The sequence below is a fragment of the Paenibacillus terrae HPL-003 genome (genome assembly GCF_000235585.1).
In the GTDB taxonomy this organism is placed as follows: Bacteria; Bacillota; Bacilli; order Paenibacillales; family Paenibacillaceae; genus Paenibacillus; species Paenibacillus terrae_B.
This window is the reverse complement of sequence record NC_016641.1, coordinates 3,128,535-3,148,600: the sequence shown is the minus strand read 5'-3', so window position 1 is coordinate 3,148,600 and position 20,066 is coordinate 3,128,535. Positions and strand designations below refer to the sequence as shown.

19 protein-coding genes are annotated in these 20,066 nt (G+C 48.9%); 1 reads left to right on the top strand and 18 read right to left on the bottom strand.

Annotation, left to right across the window (positions count from 1 at the left end; translation table 11 throughout):
- Window positions 1-28: 28 nt before the first annotated feature.
- The 15 genes from HPL003_RS14390 to HPL003_RS14315 all read right to left on the bottom strand — a co-directional run bounded on the left by HPL003_RS14390 (window position 29) and on the right by HPL003_RS14315 (window position 17,442).
- Window positions 29-1,900: a DUF6382 domain-containing protein gene (locus HPL003_RS14390; RefSeq protein WP_014280405.1), complete on the bottom strand. Its 1,872-nt coding sequence runs from the start codon at window positions 1,898-1,900 to the stop codon at window positions 29-31.
- A 65-nt stretch (window positions 1,901-1,965) separates the two neighbouring features.
- Entirely contained in the window at window positions 1,966-2,478 is a 513-nt protein-coding gene (locus HPL003_RS14385; RefSeq protein WP_014280404.1) for an A24 family peptidase, read from the bottom strand.
- A 117-nt stretch (window positions 2,479-2,595) separates the two neighbouring features.
- The gene (locus HPL003_RS14380; protein ID WP_014280403.1) at window positions 2,596-3,591 is read right to left on the bottom strand and encodes a TadE/TadG family type IV pilus assembly protein; all 996 of its coding nucleotides are present in this window, start codon (window positions 3,589-3,591) and stop codon (window positions 2,596-2,598) included.
- Window positions 3,560-5,779, bottom strand: coding sequence for a hypothetical protein (locus HPL003_RS14375; protein ID WP_014280402.1), 2,220 nt, complete (start codon window positions 5,777-5,779; stop codon window positions 3,560-3,562). The genes HPL003_RS14380 and HPL003_RS14375 overlap by 32 nt, the downstream gene beginning before the upstream one ends.
- A 39-nt stretch (window positions 5,780-5,818) precedes the next feature.
- Window positions 5,819-6,487, bottom strand: a complete 669-nt coding sequence (locus HPL003_RS14370) for a TadE family protein (RefSeq protein WP_014280401.1) — start codon at window positions 6,485-6,487, stop codon at window positions 5,819-5,821.
- Window positions 6,487-6,678, bottom strand: a complete 192-nt coding sequence (locus HPL003_RS14365; protein ID WP_013309278.1) for a Flp1 family type IVb pilin — start codon at window positions 6,676-6,678, stop codon at window positions 6,487-6,489. Before HPL003_RS14365 ends, HPL003_RS14370 begins: the two co-directional genes overlap by 1 nt.
- A 13-nt stretch (window positions 6,679-6,691) precedes the next feature.
- Entirely contained in the window at window positions 6,692-7,576 is an 885-nt protein-coding gene (locus HPL003_RS14360) for a type II secretion system F family protein (protein ID WP_014280400.1), read from the bottom strand.
- A gap of 6 nt (window positions 7,577-7,582) precedes the next feature.
- Entirely contained in the window at window positions 7,583-8,380 is a 798-nt protein-coding gene (locus HPL003_RS14355) for a type II secretion system F family protein (protein WP_014280399.1), read from the bottom strand.
- Window positions 8,377-9,624, bottom strand: coding sequence for a TadA family conjugal transfer-associated ATPase (locus HPL003_RS14350; protein ID WP_014280398.1), 1,248 nt, complete (start codon window positions 9,622-9,624; stop codon window positions 8,377-8,379). Before HPL003_RS14350 ends, HPL003_RS14355 begins: the two co-directional genes overlap by 4 nt.
- A 15-nt stretch (window positions 9,625-9,639) precedes the next feature.
- The gene (locus HPL003_RS14345) at window positions 9,640-10,797 is read right to left on the bottom strand and encodes a P-loop NTPase family protein (RefSeq protein WP_014280397.1); all 1,158 of its coding nucleotides are present in this window, start codon (window positions 10,795-10,797) and stop codon (window positions 9,640-9,642) included.
- A gap of 530 nt (window positions 10,798-11,327) precedes the next feature.
- On the bottom strand, window positions 11,328-13,655 hold the full coding sequence (locus tag HPL003_RS14335; protein WP_043922707.1) for a histidine kinase: 2,328 nt from the start codon (window positions 13,653-13,655) through the stop codon (window positions 11,328-11,330).
- Between the two features lie 216 nt (window positions 13,656-13,871).
- Window positions 13,872-14,759, bottom strand: a complete 888-nt coding sequence (locus tag HPL003_RS14330) for a metal ABC transporter permease (RefSeq protein WP_014280394.1) — start codon at window positions 14,757-14,759, stop codon at window positions 13,872-13,874.
- Window positions 14,756-15,685 (bottom strand): metal ABC transporter permease, encoded by a 930-nt coding sequence (locus HPL003_RS14325; RefSeq protein WP_014280393.1) that lies wholly within the window; start codon window positions 15,683-15,685, stop codon window positions 14,756-14,758. Before HPL003_RS14325 ends, HPL003_RS14330 begins: the two co-directional genes overlap by 4 nt.
- 5 nt (window positions 15,686-15,690) lie before the next feature.
- Complete coding sequence (locus HPL003_RS14320) at window positions 15,691-16,455, bottom strand: metal ABC transporter ATP-binding protein (RefSeq protein WP_014280392.1); 765 nt, start codon at window positions 16,453-16,455, stop codon at window positions 15,691-15,693.
- Window positions 16,456-16,470: 15 nt separating this feature from the next.
- A complete protein-coding gene (locus HPL003_RS14315; RefSeq protein WP_014280391.1) occupies window positions 16,471-17,442 on the bottom strand; it encodes a metal ABC transporter solute-binding protein, Zn/Mn family in 972 nt (323 codons plus the stop codon).
- Window positions 17,443-17,678: 236 nt separating this feature from the next.
- On the opposite strand from HPL003_RS14315, the gene HPL003_RS14310 reads away from it, so the two are divergent.
- Window positions 17,679-18,488 carry a DUF3153 domain-containing protein gene (locus HPL003_RS14310; protein WP_014280390.1) on the top strand — a complete coding sequence of 270 codons (810 nt, stop codon included), beginning with the start codon at window positions 17,679-17,681 and terminating at the stop codon, window positions 18,486-18,488.
- Between the two features lie 4 nt (window positions 18,489-18,492).
- Here HPL003_RS14310 and HPL003_RS14305 read toward each other — a convergent pair whose 3' ends face one another.
- The 3 genes from HPL003_RS14305 to HPL003_RS14295 form a co-directional block, all read right to left on the bottom strand.
- On the bottom strand, window positions 18,493-18,933 hold the full coding sequence (locus HPL003_RS14305; protein ID WP_014280389.1) for a thiol-disulfide oxidoreductase DCC family protein: 441 nt from the start codon (window positions 18,931-18,933) through the stop codon (window positions 18,493-18,495).
- A 124-nt stretch (window positions 18,934-19,057) separates the two neighbouring features.
- The gene (locus tag HPL003_RS14300) at window positions 19,058-19,384 is read right to left on the bottom strand and encodes a hypothetical protein (protein WP_014280388.1); all 327 of its coding nucleotides are present in this window, start codon (window positions 19,382-19,384) and stop codon (window positions 19,058-19,060) included.
- A gap of 124 nt (window positions 19,385-19,508) precedes the next feature.
- Window positions 19,509-19,928, bottom strand: a complete 420-nt coding sequence (locus tag HPL003_RS14295) for an organic hydroperoxide resistance protein (protein ID WP_014280387.1) — start codon at window positions 19,926-19,928, stop codon at window positions 19,509-19,511.
- Window positions 19,929-20,066 lie beyond the last annotated feature (138 nt).

Sequence of the window (20,066 nt, the reverse complement as noted above, 5' to 3'; positions counted from 1 at the left end):
CTTCTTTATACATATCAATCTATTTCACTCAAGAGGCGTTGGCGGAAGCTTTAAAAAATTCCAGTCGATAAGTATAGGAAACTCCGGCTATTTTAAAATTGTCTCCATCCTTCATTGCATACTCCTTGTAAGGCACCATCGGCTCTCCGTTCAGAACAGTTCCGTTCGTCGAGGACAAATCCTTGATGATGTGACCTTGTCCTTCTGCATTTATACAAAGCTCAATATGAGAACGGGACGCTCCCTCCGTATGCTCTACAAACTGAACCAATTGCGGGTCTCTTCCGATGAAGAAGCTGTCTGCAACAAATTGATCCGGCTGCAAGCGGATGAGCTCGGCAGCTCCACTTCCCGGTGGCTTGCGCTCCAGACAAGCAATCGGTGATTGCTGAACGTGTGGAATATGTACCCCTTGATCTGCACGAAGCAGCACCGTTTCCTGCCTCGATGTAGCATTTAGCAGCTCCGTAACACCAGACAAAGACTTATAATATGCCTCGCTGGTATCACTGGCCTCTAAATCATTTCTACGATCCGCACCTATCCCCTGCGACTCGTGCAAGTCGTGAAGTGCAGAAGCTTTACCTTTTTCTCCCGCATCCCGGCTACCCACATTTTCAGACTCTGGGTCAGGAAATGACCATCGCCAGCTTTCCTGTCCTTGATCACTTGGATTGGAAGAGCGCTTATCCTTATTCTGACGTCCTGCTACGAATCCTGTTAGCTTATCAACCTGATAACGGTCATTTTTCCGCTGTGCAGGAGAAGCTGCGCCAAGCCATTCCGAATCCAGCACAGGGACTGAATCAGCATAGGTAAGAGATGAAGTACCCTTGCGTCCCCATTTTCCTGTCCAGCTCATATAAGCAACGGCTACGAGTACCAAGGTCAGCACAACGGAAATAGCCAGCGGCACCGTATCTGGATGGTCCAGATAAATATAGCGCCACACGATGGCTGAAGCGAGAAGACAACCTAAAGCAATGTACATTTTGTATTTCTGCAATGCAGGTTCCGTTACTTCTATTTCTACATCTGCCTCATCATTCTCCTGGGTCTTCACGGACGGCTTGAGTCGATTGATCCGCTTAAGCTCCTGAATCTCCTGAAGCGTATCCTGATCCTCTTGCCCGTACATCCCACCACGCCCTGAATGTCCACGCGTTGACGAATGACCGGATAAGGATTGATCAGCATACGGAAAAGATTTTCCGTATGCATCTGTTGAATGCAATCCATCACGCTCTCCTTGAACTCCCATTCGAACACGGGTATCTCTGCTGCGTCCTTCTCCATCTTCACCTTGAACGCTAACGCTGTCTGCGCCGACCGTCATCCCTTGCAGCAACAGCTCCTTCAACGCTCTCGGATCAAATTCATTCCTGTCGCACAGTTCAAATATGCGCTGCATATGGTCCCCTTGAAAATGAACCACACGTGTCATCAAGCGTATAACCAATTGCTTAAATTGGCTCCCAGCCTGACTTTCATCCAGTACACCCTGCAAAGGGACATAGGTTAAACTGACGTTTTCCCTTGAGCCTGAACCGCTAATAAAAATATAATCCTCATGAAAAATAAATTGGCGCATATCCAGCATATACTGTGGGCTACGATGGAGAGCATCCACTACTGCAAAAAGAATCCGATAGAAATCGGGAGTCGACACTCCCCCTCCCTTCCATACCTGCGACAGCATACGTTGACCCGAAATATCGTAGTGCAGCTCCACCTGAAAATCAACTTCCTTGATTCTTAGCTCCAGAAGACCGGGAATCCGATTGCCAGTCATCATTCCGGTCTGCACGGAATTTAAATCATCGGTCTTAAGCCCGCCTTCCTTGTTCAAAATCATAAATGTCCCGCCGTTGCGGGCAAAATCCCTGCTTAAACCAAACAATTCATGACCTCCTTAGCATTTTCCCGATCTCCATGAGTGCCATGCTATCTACCTAACCGAACCTGTCATGGCAAAAAGTAAAGATAAGCGCTGATCGCTCCCGGAATGACGGCAGTCATAAACGGAAACCTAAGATGTGCTTCCCTTCCGCTCGTCAGCGCCTTGCCGCTGCGAAACAGAAAAAATCCTCCCAAATTAAAAGCCACACGCCGCAGTCTCATCATGGTTTCCCGTCTCCACAGCAGGATCACCAAGCCAATAATACCCGCGAAAAAAATCGAATATAGAGCCGATTGCCATGCAAAAGCAGCCCCCGTCCATGCTCCGATCAAGCCAAACAGCTTCACATCGCCTGCACCTACAGCTCCCATCCAGTACAGAATCAACATGAAGCCAAATCCCGTACCCAGTCCAGCGGCTGCAAATAAAAATCCATGCCAGCCCCCAAACACCGTATTAAATAGCAAGCCCACAGCCATGCCGGGCATCGTAAGCTTGTTAGGAATTTTCATACTACGTAAATCCGTGACCAGCGCAATCGCCAGCAAAACGCCACATACGACATACATCCACGTCAATGCAGTTCCCCCCTTAATGATATGCATGAAGCGTTCCAAACCTTTTTCATCGTTGTTATCTCTATCTACTCGCGTTATGCCTATACATCCGTGCTATCGTGATCCATCTGTGTTCCTCTATCCTTCCGCCGTCTTCTCCACCGAAAATGGAACCTCGATACGTTGTCCATCCTCCGTTTCGATCACAAAGCTCCATTGACCGGGTGTCGTGTTTGTTCCCACAAACCAGTTCCATTCAATAATCCCGTCCGCATCAGCAGAGGTCCAGCCCAAGTGTTGAGCCGTGCTTTGGCCCGACTTATAAAGTACAGAAAGATTAGCAGACGTTCCGGGTTCCACCTTGGCCTTGATCAAATTATATACACCCTTCACAGCAGGCTCAGGCTTGGCAAGCAACTGTATGGAACCCTGGGCATCCTTAGCCGCTGAAGCATCACCTGTACCTGCTCCCTCTCCCGTATCCCCGATCCAAAGACGTTCCTCTGCCGCCGCTTGGAGCACAATGCTACGATACAGAAAAGGAACCTTCATCGGCAGCTCATAAGACAGCTCCACCCTAAAATAAGGGTCCTTAGTTCCCGTAAGAGACGGCACATGCACACTCGTTACGTGTATACGGTCGTACTCCAGAATGCTATCCTCTATAAAAGGCTTTAAGAGCGGCTTTAGAGCAGGATCAAGCGCGGCTTCCGTCAAGCGCCCTCGTAGCTCCTCCATGGGCTTTTTGCCCCCCTGCACAGCACTTTCTACCCAATCACCGATGGGAGGTGGCAGTTGGGCAGCGAATTGGCTTGCATATTCACTCACAGATAACTTGGGTAGCTCATCCAGCGGTTGGCGGACCGCATCTATTTTCGCAGATGCTGCATCCACAGCCAGAGACACCGGATAGATTTTAGCCGAAACCTGTTTGACCGCTTCTGAAGCGGTGGTCTGCAAGGCCGTAGATACCAGTGTCATCTGTACCATATAAATCAGAAAAATAATAAAAAACAGAAACAACGGCAACACCAGCGACGCCTCTAAAACGATACTCCCTTGTTCACGGTGACTCCGTCCACCAATCCGCTGTAAATACCGATTAATAAGAAAAATGCGCTGTTTTCGTAACATAGTACACACTTCCCTTAATGCTTTCGCCTTCCTCTGAGGCAGTGCCCAGCATCTTCATCACCCCAGGTAAAAACAACAGCCGCATCCCGTTCTTAACCTCGCCCCTTGCATACGTTTGCCGTTCAGCAGGATTGACATCTGTATTCAGGCGGATCAGGGCCAGCATGCGAGACATTTTGCGTTCATTATTGCTATGGATCATGAGGAACAATCGCAAATGATCCTTGTACGTCATTCGAAATTTAAGAAAATCAGACAAAGGCACATACCCCTTCTGGGCTAGCATAATCATATCTTCGATCGCCTTCTCTACCCCATATAGAAGAGCTGCCGCCAAAACGACCAACGGATTGCCTTTGGAGCTATTTTTGACCAATCCCTCCATCGTACGAATGGCCAGCCTCATGGCGAATATCTCACCATAAGCGGAAGCCAGATTGCCCGTCGGATTGTGGAACCCGTACAAGATGTACTCTACCTCCTGATTATTCAACTCCAGTTGATCTCCCAAAATTTGCGATGCGTTTCCCACACTTCCACCTGATCCGGCTAAACTGCCAAATCGACTAAAATCCACGTGATTAAAGTATGAGAGCGCATATTCATTCTGGAAAAATTCATCCCCCAGTTGCGTCAACAAGCCGGATGCTGCCCCGTATAGACCATCCATACTGTCCATGGAAGCTCCTGCCGCATCATAGGTGTCATAGAACAAATCAGCGGATACAGACGGGCTGGATGCAGACTGGTTAAAAGAAATACTTTCATTGTAATACTGCTCCAGCTTTTGAAATTGTCCGGCACTTTGCGTACCTTTGGAAAGCATTTCAATGATCCGATAGGCTTGCTTAAGCTTGTTCTTCGCCTCTTTTTCCATTTTCTTGCGTTCTTTATCAGGCCCGCGTCGCGTGTCCATTGCTCTGGCTTCATCATCAAGTACATTAGAAGGCCCTGACCAGGCATACGCATTTAAGTATTTATCCATTTCCTTGAGCGTTGAGATCACTTCTTGTCTGAACATATCTGCATTGAGATTCGGATCTGTATAAAAGGATAATGTGCGGATCATACTCGTTAATCTGTTGTTAATCGTATGAATAGCCGTTCGTTGCTTTTCTATAGTCGCTTCCATCTGATCAAATTCCTTATCAGGAATCAATAAGTCGTCAGCCTTCTGCCTTGCGCTTCCTACAGACGGATCAGCACTGGAGCTCCCTCCACTCGGAGTAGGGGCTGCGGAAACTTCATCATACCCTGCATTGGCAGCCCTCTGTTTATATTGAGCAATGACTTGACGCATCTCTTCGTTAATCTGCCTGGCTTCATTCAGCGGCTCCTTAGCCTCTACAAGTAGCTTGTCATGCTCTTCCCCTATCTTAGTCATGGCTTGACTCAGGCGATCAAGTGCCGATCTTGCCCTTCTCGCATATTCTTGCATCTGCATGATTTTAACGTCGTCCACACTTAACTTGTTATCCTCATACACATGCACATAATGCTTATATTGGGCGGCAATATCGGCAACAACCTCAAGGGAATCCCAAATATACTGATTAGGGATATACGCGCCCCTCTGTTTAATAATCCGTTTGCGAACCTCTTCCATATAAGCTCCTGCCTCACGCTGCTTTTCCAGCATGTCATCCAGCCTGGCCTCGCGTTTGTCATACAGCTTTTGCAGCCGTTTCAGCAAATCAACCGTATGGGAAGCCTCTTTCATATTCTGAGAGAGCGGCTTCAGCTTTTCGAGCACTTCCACTGTAAAATCGACAGGTGCTTTATACTTCATTTCTTCACGAATCTGCTCATTAAATATGGCATATTTACCAAGCTCTCTTTCCATATGCAAAGAGCTTGAATCCAGCTTCGTATTCATAAGCGGCAGTGTGTCTGCCCGCGACGTACGCTTGGCACTGTCATTCAGCACTTTGACCATAATTTGTTCTCCGCTGCTCTCACCATAGGCAAACAGACCGTAATCCTGTTGCAATGCCGGATCATAGGCAGACATGACTGAACGAACCGCCGCATGGGTCAACCGTTCGGTTTGCACATGCAGCGCAGCAATTCGTGCATAATCAATAAAAACAGCAATAAAGCCGAACATGACCGCCAAAATCAGAATCAAAAAAACCGTGACGGCACCTGATTCGCCATCCTTTGCATTACGTCGTCCTTTTCCAAACACCCGCTTCCTCCTTTCCAGTCCATTCGCGTCCCCCGCTTCTTACTGAGCGTTCTGTCCATATTGCGTCAATACTTGTCCTGCAACTGCCGGGTTTACCTTTTCTCCTGAGCCTCTTCCCATAAACTTTGCTCCATAATATCGAGCCAGCTCCACCGTGCGAATCCATTCCACAGGCTCCACTACCCCTGAGCTCATGGTCCCCTGCAAATCCGTCTGATCCAGAAACTGATTCAGCAAAGGCACTTTCACTATTTTATTCAGCTCCGTCGTCACCTTGCGGCTGATCAGGCTGTTCTCATACGTCATCTGTCCTTGCATACCAGCAGGCATGCCTTTCTCGCTATTGGACAGCTTCTGAGCAGGTAAATCGCCTCCCCCACCGCCACCAGGCACCTGTACACTTACCTGATTATTGGCTCCAGCCCACCCAAACAAAGCACCCAGCATCACATCATCCTTCAAGCGCCAATAAAGCGAATCCCGTTGGCCTTGGGCAAATGCGCCTGTACGCGGTTCCTTGAAGCTGTTATCCCAGTTATAAGCGGCTCGTTCCGAAGCAGTAGAAGCGACCTGCACCAAGATGGATTTTTGATATATGTACAGGCAAAAAAATAACATCACAAAAATGACCAGCAACAGTATGGGAAAGACGAGGGAAGCTTCCAATGAGAAGCTCCCTTCCTCTTTGTGTGCCAAATTGCGCAGCATTATGAATCCATGAAGTCGTTACTCTTTTTATCTGCTTTTTTCAACAGACCTTCTACAATCTTCTTGATCTGATCCTTAAAAATAATCGCCACCGCAATCAGAATCGCGATAATCAGAATCATTTCCAACGTACCCAAACCGTCCTCATCCTTGTACAATTTACGAATACTGCCTGTTACTAATGTCATCATCGTTCTATTCCTCCTACATATTCATCATCATTAAAGCGGGAGCACCCACCAGCACAATAACCGTTAGCAAAATCAGCGCCATCGGAAATACTAGCTTAGATGAAGCCTGCTCTCCTCTTGTGCGGCTAATCGAAGTCCGCTTGCTCCATAACGTCTGGGACAACTCACGTAAAGCCATCACAAAATCGCTCCCGCCGCGTCTCATATTCAGCAACACCGTTGTCGTAAACACCGTCATTTCCTGAATGCCGCAGCGCTTGCTCAAATGCTCAAATGCCTGTTGAAAGGAATAGCCACTTTCCCATTCCCCCACCGTCTGACGCAGCTCCCGATACAACGGATGTACCGTATCCGCCCCTTTGCGCTCCACGCAATGAAGCAATGCCCGCTGTACCGTCTCGCCTGCACCGACCAAAAGCATGAATTTACTCAGCAATTCAGGTAACTCCATTAAAATTTGCTGATCCCGCTTCTGTACCTTCCCGTGCAAATCCTTGACCAACGCGATAGGCACCAGAATACTCAGCCCTAATCCGAGCACCAGCCCGGTCGCATCCCCGCCCATCATGAGCGATATTAAAGCTCCACCGATAGTCATCAAGTATCCGTAGCTGAGCATCTCAGCTAAAAAAATCATCGTTTTCTCCCCGCTGTTGCGCATACCGTACAGCTTTTGTACCGAGCGCTGTAGCTTGAACATCAGCAAAGGCAGTCTTTGGGCGGCACGTGAAGCATGGATCATGTGTACAAAAGGAACCGAGAGCCTTTGCAGCCGCAGTCCTTCCAGCTTCATATGACGAAAGCTCGCATACTTAGCACCGTGCACCCGGTTCAGCACCACCCAACCTCCCACTTGCAGAACCAGCATGACCAGACAAACCAGCATCACCACGCCCATCTCTCCTTACACCTCAATTTTCATAATGTGGTTGATCCACACGAGACAGCCACCAAGCACCAGCAAGCAAAAGGTAGACAAAATCATACCTGTACCGCTATATAACGGCATCATGTAATCTCCCGCAGTCATTGTCATAAACAGTACAAACAAAAAAGGCGCCGCAAACATAACTCTCGATTCAAAACGTTTCTGCGCGATCATCACACCGATCTCTTGCTGAATTTCCAGCTTCTCTCCAATGACACTTGAAGCCCGTCGCACGACCTCCACCAGATCACCCCCGGTTCGTTTGCAAGCTGCAAACACGTCCGCAAAATTCGTAATATCCTCCATCTGCGCCCGATGAGCAAAATCCTGCAAAGCCGTCTCCACGGGTTGTCCAATTTCCAGGCAGGCTGTAATAATGTTAAATTCAAAAATCAGATCATGATCTCCATCCGGGCTAAGCAGCCTTAAATCCTCCACGGCCTCACGAAAGCCGTTCTCCACCGACCTTCCCGCCGAAAGGGAAGACGAGAGCGAATATAAAGCCTGCTTGAATTGAATGCTCAGAGCCGACCTGCGCCGTTGCAGTAAAAACTGACGAAAATAACGAGGCGTCACTAAAGCTCCAGCAGCGCACAGCAACGACAATATCCATTGATGATAAAAAAGATAGCCGATCATCGCGAATAGCACGCCACTAAAGAGGATACACAGACTTTTTTGCACAGGTGACAGTGTATATACCGTATAGTCCGGCAGGGAAGTGGCCTGACGGGATGCTTGCTCTAGTTGCGTAGCCGATTTTCCTTGCTTCATACCGACGCTTCCCCCCTACTCCAGCTTTCCGGCTTCATCCCGGCCATTTGTAGCTTCAACGTATGTTGCAAACCTTTCCCGCAACGCTCCATACCTCCGACAATGCGTCCTTTACTTTCGCCCCGCTCCTGAAAACGATAAAGCGGATTGAGTATCACTTCACCATTTTCAAAGCCAGTTACCTCGCTAATTTCCAGCACCCGTCTGGATTTGTCGCGCAATCGTGACAGATGTACGAATATATCAATGGCCGAGCTGATCTGCTGTCGTACCACACCAAGCGGAAGATCAGTCCCGCCCAGTACCATCGTTTCCAATCTGCTGACCATATCACGGATATTATTCGCGTGCCCCGTCGATAACGACCCATCATGTCCTGTGTTCATCGCCTGTAACATATCCAAGGCCTCACTCCCCCTCACCTCACCCACCACAATGCGATTGGGACGCATACGCAGGGAGGAACGGATCAGATCACGAATCGTGATTTCGCCCTTGCCCTCGGTGTTGGCATTCCGTGTTTCCATGGAAACCAGATTAGGGACGGTTACAATTTGCAGCTCTGCCGAATCTTCAATCGTAATAATTCGTTCCGATGGGGGGATAAACTGGGATAATGCATTCAGAAAGGTGGTTTTACCGGAACCCGTACCCCCGCTTATAAAAATGTTGTACTTGCTACGTACCAAGTCCTTGAGCATATGGGCGGCTTCTGCATCCAGCGCCCCCATTCGTATCAAGTCATCCATCGTCATCGGACGCTCGGGAAACTTCCGTATCGTCATCGTCGGCCCCTTGAGAGCGACTGGCGGCAGCACAATATTTACGCGTGATCCATCCTTTAATCGGGCGTCGACAATCGGTGAAGACTCATTCACAATCCGGTTCACCCCGGCTACAATCGTCTGGATCAAATCCTCCAGTCGCTCACGGGATTCAAATTGATCGGGTGCCTGGATCACCTCACCTGCCCGCTCCACAAAAATTTCCCGGTGACTGTTAATCATAATCTCCGTAACCGTAGGATCATCAATCAACGGCTGGAGGATATCCAGCCCACGGAAGGAATTAAAAATTTTACGGACCAGCGCATGCTTTTCTCTGGAGGTCAAACCTGCCAGCTCTGTGTCATGCAAAATTCGATTTTCAATATGCCGCACTAGCTCTGCATCCCCTACCGAGGACGTGACGTCCAGGCCTCCCCGGATATCCGCTCGTAATGCACGAAACCGTTCTTCATTCATGTTCATCGGCCCCCTTTAAGACCAAGCGGCGGGCGGCTGTGTTACAGTTTCCACATTCAGCAGCTCGCGGCACAGCTGGCGAATTTCCCGCTGATAAATCGGTGAACTAAGCAGCAGCTCACGATGCTGCATCTGCTTCCATGAAGGAATGTAAGGCAGCGCCCCGTTCAGCTCCATAAAATCCCGAGGTAACGAGTTGATCATAGTCCCCATATAACGGTTCACCACAAAGCGGGTTTTGGTTCGTATGGCTTCAAGTCCTTCCTGCTGTGTGGCTTCCAGAACATCCAGCCATAGCCCACACTTGTGCATGCTCATTAAATCGTCAGCCAGCAACCAAATCAGCTTATGGCTGGCTTTAAGCACAGCTTGAGCCCGGTCACCATTTTCAGACTCGCCATCTACAATTACGACATCATACTGTCCGCTTTCGGCAATCGTCCGAATCAGCTCTACCGCCTCATCACAGGTCATGTCCATCAGTTCCTTGCGGTTATCGACAGGCTGAAAGGTGTCAGCCTGAATTTCAGAACGGCGCACACAATACGAAGCGACAGATAAGGGATTTCCCTCATGCCCCGCTGCCTTGAGGTCATAAAGCAGTCTGGACAGCCCCTCTCCTTCTGCTCCGCTAGAACCGCCGGAACCCGTGAACAACGAACTTGAATCCACCGTTTCCAAATTCAAATAAAAAACCGAATACCCTTCATTTCCCAACTGCTTGGATATATTGAGCGCGGCCGTTGTCTTGCCCAGCCCGCCGGAGGCTGCAACCATGCCAATAATCATTCCGCCTTCCCGGCTGTTTCCGCTCTGCTGCCCGCTTGCCCGCTGTCTCGCCGTTTCCAAAATAAAGCCCACCAGTTCAGACAAGGGCTGATATTTTAATAAAGGTTGTCCGTATTCGCTCACCTGCTCTCCCTCATGTAGCACCAGACAAGGAATATCAGAAGCTTCTCGATCTGTCCACAGACTCAAAAAGGCTGCTTCACCCACCACGACATCTGGCTTTTTCATTCCAGCCGTTTCCATCATGTATTGGCGAAATGCCTCCGGCTGCGAAAATGCCGTAACTCTCAGCCTTCTGGCGTACTCGCTTCCGTGTACATAATTCAGCAGTGGCTCGATATAATCCCGGCTGCCTACAGCCAGAACCACTTTTACCGGAATCATGACGCTCATCCCCTCCCCCAAAACAACAACGCAAAAAAGCACCGTTCAACAAACCGTACATACATACGGTTGGTGAACGGTGCTTCCGTCACGTGCAATCTATTTACTGGTAGAATAGCACAGCGCCTATTTTAGAGCAAGCATTTTTTATGTTAGAATTTCTTCACAAGCCTTATGTAGCAAGAGGCGGGCATTCAAGCCCGCCCCTCCATGGCCTTAATCTTAGAAGAATTTGTGGTGGTGATGACGGTGACAGTCATGGTGACGATGATGACGATGTTTCCGGTGGTGATGACATCTTGTTACAAAGTCTTCATGAAACCGATGATGCCGTTTAGGCTCAAACTTAATGACAGTCACCTTAATAATTTTCTTAGTAACGCGTTTTCTTGGCTTAGGGAAATGACAATGACGCGGACGATGTTTAAACATATTCAAATTCGCCTCCAATTCTTTGAGATAGAATATACTATGGAAGCACTGAACAACCGGAAACCAACATCTGACTATTTATGAATGGATCGGGCGATTTAATGATCTTCCTCCAACTTGATGTCCGGGTCATAGTCCGCCACGATCAAAACATCCATATGACGCGCTTGACGGAGAATTTGCGGGACGACCGCATCCTTTCCCCAACGGCTGCTTCTGGAGGACTGCCCCACAATTAACTGCGTTCCCGTGTACCCTTCCACCGGAGCAATCAATATATCAGCAATCTTTCCCCGACTGGAAACAAGCCGGATTTCGAAGGTTCCTCCCAGACGGTGGGTTAGCATTTTCAACTGTTCCAATCGGGAGTTCAGCTTCTCCGGTATGCTTATACCTACATGAACATAGGTCACGATCCATAACGCCTTCAAACGAAAAGCAATACGAAACCCGCGTCGAATCAGCCTTTCGGCGTTGTTACTAAGCGTCACCCCTACGAAGATTACTTCCTCTCTACGCCACGGACCTCTAAGCGATTCGTGTCGATCCCACGATTCCAGCCGTTCGTCTACGTCATCTGCCAATTCCCGCAGAGCCAGCTCCCGCAAGGCAATCAGATTGCCTAATTTAAAAAAATGGCTAAGTGCCTGCTCCACCTTGACAGGATCGTATATTTTGCCATCACGCATACGCTGCTGCAACGATTTGGGAGCCACATCAATGAGCTGCACCTCATCGGCCAGCCGCATCATACGGTCGGGAACGGTCTCCCTCACCCGAATCCCGGTAATCTGCTCAACCGCGTCATTCAGGCTCTCCAGATGCTGTACATTCATTGTGGAAATGACAGAAATCCCTTGTTCCAAAATCGTCAGTACATCCTCATAACGCTTGGATCTTGAACTGCCGGGAACATTGGTATGCGCCAGTTCGTCAATTAGGACCACCTCGGGATTGCGCCTGAGAATCGCTTCGGTGTCCATTTCCTCCAAATGTACGCCATGCCGCTCCATAGTCTGACGAGGAACAGTATCCAGCGAGCCTACTTGTGCCAGCGTTTCCTCCCTTCCATGCGTTTCCAGCAGTCCGATAACAACATCAATCCCGCTTGTCAGCAGATCATTTCCCTCTCTGAGCATCGTGTACGTCTTGCCGACGCCGGGAGCAGCACCAATATATACCTTGAGCCTGCCGCGCCGGATTTTGGCAGCTTCAGCCTGCGCTTCCTCATCGCTCAGACGATGATACGGATCATTGTCTCCTTCCTCCTGCCTCATCGTCGGCAAAATACGTTCGCCCTCCTGCTCAGCGCGATCGGCAATAAGCAGCAGATCCATATTTTTCATCCGCTTAAAGATTCCGTTCACCAGCGAGCCTCTAACCAGCTCCTGCCACCGGGTCTGCCGGGAATGCCCCATAACGATCCGGGTAACATTACGCGCCACCGCATAATGGATAAGCTGACGAGGCAATCTTCTGCGGGAAATGAGCGGGATTTCTTCAAATTCCGATCCTACCTTGTCAACCAGTTGCTCAATCGACCGCTTGAAGGCTGCCGATTCCTTGGACAGCTTGCGCTTCGGATCGACAAAGGAGGCCACCAGCATATCTCCGCCCAGCCGCTTGGCCACCTGCTCCCCCCTGCGTACATAAATGGACCCGTTCCAGTGATACTGGACAGGCACCAAAATACGCTCTGCGGCTCCTGACGCCCCGTGCAAACCCAATTCCTCTCGATGCCGCTCCAGCGAATCGTTCACATCCTCCGCCACCAATCGCAGAGCCAGCTCACGCAGCTTACCCAAATTCCCCCGATGAAACATCTCAGGATTGGGCGTATGCATGTACCCTTTCGCCAGCCGTTCCAAAATCGTTTCGGGTGTGACATCAATCAAACGAATTTCATCCGCCAGCTCCAGCGTGTCCACAGGAACCGTATACTCTGCCTCTATCCCTGTTAGCTGATAAACCCATTCCGTAATCCCTTCCAGCTCATAGACATTCACCGTCGTAATGACGCTAATCCCCAGCTCCAGTAGATATTGAATATCCTCCAGCCGGGTTGGAAATGGGGCACCTTCCCGGTTGCGATGTGCCAAATGATCCACCAGCACCACCTCGGGATTGCGTTCCTCCAGTGCTTTCAGATTCAAATCCTTCTGCTCCACTCCATCCTGAATCCAATGGATGCTGGGCACCCGCTCCAGTGTGCCTACCTGCTCCACCGTCTCGCGCCGCTGCATGGTCGATACTGCACAAATGACAACGTCGATACCTTCATGCTGAAGCGATTGTCCTTCCTGAAGCATATGATACGTTTTGCCTGACCCACTGACCGCTCCTATGTATATTTTGAGTCTGCCCCGATGCAGCTTGTTAATGGAATCCAATATTTCCTCTGGCGATTTACGTTTAAAGCTCTCCATTTCATTCCTCCCCGCAACGTGACAGATTGTTCCGTCCGTTCTCGTATCGCTGTAATGAATGTACTCCCGTGTCCCCAACAATTCAAGACGACCCACTTCAGCTTGCTCAAAATAGGTCACACAGGGCAGCATACGCGCAAAAAAACGCGCATTCAGGCATTTTCTACCTGTCTGCACGCTATTTTGGAAGCTCATAGGGTGATCGCTTTCTGCAAATTACTTGTTGTCTTCACGAACCATTCCCCGTTGCTGGAACAACTTTTGCCACACCACCCCATGAGACGGGGATAAGAGAAAGGCCAGCAGCAGCAGCAAACCCGATACACACAGCATACATGCCGCAATAGAGGCATCCAGCACACTCGCCGTGTAAAAGCCTGCTACCGAACTGATCGCCCCAAGCCCGACGCTGTACACAATCATACGGGATAACTTCTCCGTTAGCAGATAAGCCGTAAGAGGCGGTACCACGAGCATTCCGACCACCAGAATCGCACCCACGCTCTCAAACGATGCCACCGTCGTAAGCGAGACGAGACTCATCAGCAGATAGTGAAAAAAAACAACCGGAATACCTACCGAAGCCGCCAGCGCGGGATCGAAGGAAGTGATTTTAAATTGCTTGAAAAATACACCTACCACGAGCAAGTTAATCAAAAACATCGCACCCGTAATCCAAAGCGCTCTCGGACCGACATCTACGCCGGCAATCTCCAATGTATTCCACGGCACATATGCAATCTCACCATATAGCACGTGATCCATATCCAGATGGACATTGGAAGCAAACACACTAACCAGCAGAACACCTATGGCAAACAGTGTCGTAAACACCACGCCAATGGCGGCATCACTTTGCAGACCACTTTGTTGGAACAGCTGAATCAGATACACCGTAAGGAGTCCCAATACCGCCGCACCGAACATCATCCACACCGAATCCTTGGACCCGCTGATCAAAAAGGCAATGACAATCCCCGGCAACACGGCATGGCTGATGGCATCACCAATCATGGCCATTTTACGAAGCACGAGAAAGCAGCCGACAATGCTGCATCCTCCTGCCACTAACATTCCAGTCAAGATCACATAAAATGTACTCACAGGGCACGCTCCTTTCCTGGCTGTGTTGCGGCTGCCAGCTCCAGATTCTTTTTGGCGTTCACCCGAACGATAGCCTTGGAAATCAACCCACGCTGCGGTGCAAAAACCAGACTCACACCGAACACGGCAGTCGCGCACAGCACACACAACGGTCCTGTGGGCAGATTTTGCCCAAGAGAGCTAATGACCGTTCCACCGAAGCCCGCTATCGCGCCAAACAAGCCCGACAGACACACCATGACCCCCAGCTTCTCCGTCCAGTATCTTGCAGACACCGCGGGTGTTATTAACAAGGCCGCCATCATAATGACACCCACCGCCTGAATACCAGCAACCACCGCAATAACAATCAGCAGCATCAACAGCTTATCCAATAAACCTACTGGAAAGCCAAGTCCACGGGCAAAGCCGGGATCAAAGCTAAGCAGCTTAAATTCCTTGAAGAACAATATACAGATCCCGATCAGCACCACCGAAATTGCCGCCATCGTGTAGACATCAGACAATACCATCGCCGCTGCCTGACCAAACAGAAATTTATCCAGCCCGCTCTGGTTCCCCGCCCCGCTGTGCTGGATTTCCGTCAAGAGCATAATGCCAAAACCGAAAAATACAGACAGCACGGCTGCAATCGCCGAATCGCTTTTGATTCGTGAGTAGCGGGTCAGCACACTGATGGCAAAGGTTGCAACAATGCCTGCAATGGCCGCCCCAATCATAAATCCAAACACGGATTTTGTGCCCGTTATCATAAACGCTACACATACCCCCGGCAAAGCCGCATGTGCCAAAGCATCCCCCATGAGCGACTGCTTGCGCAAATACATAAAGCTGCCAATCACGCCGCTGCTTAAACCGAGCAAGATGCAGCCCAGCAAAATCCACTGCATATTCGGATCAGCCAAAAGCGTAGCCAAACTTGTCATACCGCTCACCTCACTCCAAGTATCGCGCCGGAATCCGAACCTGTTTTGAGTATACTCAGACGTCCGCCATACGTACGTTGCAGATTTTCCTCGGTGAAAATAGCTGCCGTCTCTCCGAACGCCATCAGATGCCCGTTCAGCAGCATGACCTGATCAAAATATTCTGTGACCGTAGACAAATCATGATGAACGACAAGTACGGTTTTTCCTTGCCGCTTCAAGTCAGTGAGCAATGAAATAATGGCTTTTTCTGTTGCAGCGTCTACACCTACAAACGGTTCATCCATAAAATAAAGCTGAGCGTCCTGCGCAAGCGCTCTGGCCAAAAAAACACGTTGCTGCTGCCCGCCGGATAACTGACTGATCTGCCTGTCCGCATAGTCGCTCATACCTACCTTATCCAGACTCTCCAGCGCAGCCTGACGATCAGCGGCTCCCGGCCGCTTGAACCAGCCCAGTCTGCCGTATCGTCCCATCATGACCACATCCAGCGCATTCGTTGGAAAGTCCCAATCTACCGACTCACGTTGCGGCACATAACCAACCTTGAGCAACTGCTGTTTATAAGGCTTGCCGTAAACCAACACCTCGCCCCTGAGCTTCGGTATTAGTCCCAGCGCAGCCTTGATCAGCGTGGACTTCCCAGCCCCGTTCGGACCGATAATCCCAATCAGCTTGCCTTCCGGTACCTCGAAGGAAACGTCAAGCAAAACGGGCTTTTTTTGATAAGCTACAGATAAATCACGAACCACAAGCGGTGAATGCCTCATGTGTTGCCTCCTCCTTTAATTAAGAGCTTTAACAATCGTATTGACGTTATGCTTGACCATTCCAATATACGTACCGTCTTCCGTGCCCTCTTCACCCATCGCATCCGAATACAACTCGCCGCCAACCTTGATCGTATGACCCTGCTGAGCCGCTCCCTGAATGACCGCATCTATGGCTTTTCTCGGAACGCTGGATTCTACGAATATGGCCTTGATTTTATGTTCAACCAAATAATCACGCAGCTTGGTCACATCCTGAGAGCCCGCTTCTGATTCTGTGCTCATTCCTTGAAGCCCTTTCACTTGAATGTTGTATGCATCTCCGAAATAGCCAAAAGCATCATGGGCCGTGACGAGCACGCGCTGGGCTTCCGGTATGCTGGCAATCTGCTCCCTCGTGTAATCATCCAGTTTCCGCAGCTCAGCGAGATAGGCTTCTGCATTGGCCTTATAATCCTCCGCATGCGCAGCATCAAGCGACGACAATTCGTCTCTGACGGTTTCTACCGCAGACATCCAGTTTTGTACATTAAACCAGATATGCGGATCATGCTCCGACCCCATTTCCGGGCTGCCTGAGCGCAACTGATCCTGAGCAATATTTTTGGACACAGGTACGACAGGTTTTTGCTTGCCGATCTTTTCCAAAATATCTTGCATTTTTCCCTCCAGATGCAACCCGTTATAAAAAATAATATCTGCCTGATCCAGTTTGCGCATATCACCCTGAGAAGCCTTGTACAAATGCGGGTCAACACCTGATCTCATAATGCCTGTAACCTCCACATGATTACCGCCTACCTTGCCGACAATATCAGAAATCATGCCAATGGTAGCTGTGGCCTTTATTTTTTGCCTCGTCTCTCCAGTAGCTTCCTGCTCCGCCTTCTTACCATTAGTGCATGCACTTGCTACAACTAAAACCAGGAACAATGTTCCTGCCATCAAAGCCCAACGCGGCACAGCCGTCTTAAACCGTTTATTCATGTTTCAATATCCTCCTCTATTTATATGCATATAGGACAAACTATTTCATGATGTCAATTGTTTTTTGTTAATACTATTTTTTAGAGTATACACTAAAATGTTTCCCTAGGTAAACATTTTAAATATAAAAATCTATTTATACTGTCAGTTCGTTCGATTTTAGCTCTCCGAATGTGTACTATATAGAAGATATCCAATCGTTAAATGAAAGAACATATATAAAGAAGGTGAAGATCATGGAGCAAACAGAATGCGGCCCTTGCCAGGACAAGCATCAACAAAATCGAACACGGAAAATGCTGCTGATTTTTGTGTTGCTGTGCTGTCTGATCCCTCTCACTTCCTGTGCACGTGGGGATGTCCATGTAGATGTTCATCTGGATCAGAGCGTGGATATGGATGCTTCGTTCAGTGTGAACAATCAGACGCTGTTGATGCTGAATAATCCTGGGCTGCTGGATCGCTTGGCCAAGCGGATTCAAAGCAGTAATCTAAATGTTCAGCCACTAGCTGAGCAGGGAAGAAAGGGTTATCAAATCAAGGGGCACTATCAAGGAGATTGGAGTGCAAACGAAAAAAATCCCAATCAGGGTTTAAATCTGCCTGAGGGATTCGAATTTAAACGCGTTGTGACCCAACATTTTTTCACAACGAATGTTGATCTTACGATGAAGCTCGATCTGCCACGAATGCTTCCTGAAGAAGCTCGGGGACTGAGTGACAAATTGGAGCAAATGAATGTGTTCGCACGCAAAATACTGGAGCGGCAGCTTGATCTTAATTTTAGCCTGTCCTTACCGATCCAGCCCGCTGCGAGCAATGCAGACAGTGTATCGGCAGACGGGAAAACGCTACGTTGGGATATTGCTCCTTTAGAGTCTAATGAGCTAAAGTTATCCGTCAACGTACCCAATTTGCGTCATATCATATATGTAGCCGTTGCGGGCCTGATCCTCATTGCGGCAATTGCGATATGGCTGATCCGTCGTCATCGCTCCAAAAAGGGCTCTAATAAGGAAGCTGCTCCTCCGAAACCTGAATCCTGAACAGTTAAAAAAATCGTTGCCTCATTTCTGGTGGGGGGATCTGACATTGATCCTCCTCATCCTTGCCAAACCAGCGGTATCGGTTACGCGCCACCCAGTTATAGACTGCATTGCGTATAAAGCGGGGGACGAGGATGAAGACATAGGCCAGCGGATATGGAAAACGAAGACGTCTGGCAATCCGCAGAGCTGCGGTTGACCTCGTGTAATACATACCACCTTCAATTAGTACGAACGTATCCAGCTTATCCGTTGACAATCCTCCTGCACGCAATAGCTTTTGTCCCTGCTCGGATTGCAAAGAACCAAAATGAAACGCCCCCTTCGGGTCACGCTTAATAATGAAGCGGGTCGCCCCCTGACAAAAATGGCATACACCATCCACCAACACAATTGAATAATCTTGCTGAGAAGGATTTGGATAAGCATCGTCAGATTGCTTCATAAATGCATTTCACCTCCAGGAAATAAACAACAGAATACAATCAGCAATATAAGTATAAACAAAAAAACGCCGAAATCATCCGACGCTTGTTTAACAATGTATAGGCTTTTACCTGTTTTGAGAACTAACCCAATGCTTTCTCAAACAGCTGTTTCGATTTAATTTGCTCTAAAAACTCATCATGGAACTTATCCATACACTTACAGATAAAATCCTTATGGCATACAGGGCAAGGCGTCGTTAGCAATCGACTGATATTCGTCAAGGTCCACTCCGGATTACGTTGAGAAAAAACGCGGCACTCCGTTCCATCGGCCAAACTCATTTTAAACTCATAAAGCCCTTCTTTTTCATTGCTGCCAGCCAGCGTGAAATTAACAATATTCGGTCTGTAAGACATCATATCACCCGTATTTTTCAAATTTGTTTCGTACCTGATGACCAGAATCACCTAAGCCATCTTAATGAATTTTGGCGATGATGTCAAATAGTCACGGATCTCCGCGAAACGAGGACTGTATGCAAAAGCCGCCGATGAATCGGCGGCTGGAGCGTAGAGATTATATGCCCTCCGATCAAAGGACGTTCAGCTCAACATCAATGTTGCCGCGAATCGCTTTGGAATACGGACAAAAATCATGTGCTTGACGTGCCAGGTCTTCAGCCTGGGAACGTTCAATACCCGATATTTTCACGTCCAGACGCACCGCCAATTGGAAGCCGCCGTCACTCGGGTCCTTACCGATGGACACATGGCTGGTTACCTCTACATTGTCTACTTTTACCTTGGCTTTGCGGGCAACATTGGCCAGTGCGCTCTCATAACAGGCGCCATAGCCTGCCGCAAACAATTGCTCCGGATTCGTAGCCTCTCCACCTGCGCCACCCAATTCCTTTGGCGTACTGAGCTTATGCTTTAAAACTCCGTCCGATGAAGCAACAGAACCGTCTCTTCCACCATGTACCGTCGCTGATGCAGTGTATAATGCTTCCATGATTGCCTCTCTCCTTCTTTATATGATTACATTCTTCTCGGATCATCGTCATGTTAATGATGATTTCCTTCTTGTATGTATTTTAAACGAACCACACAAAACGAATCATAGAATAAGATTAATTTGCTTGGCCACACA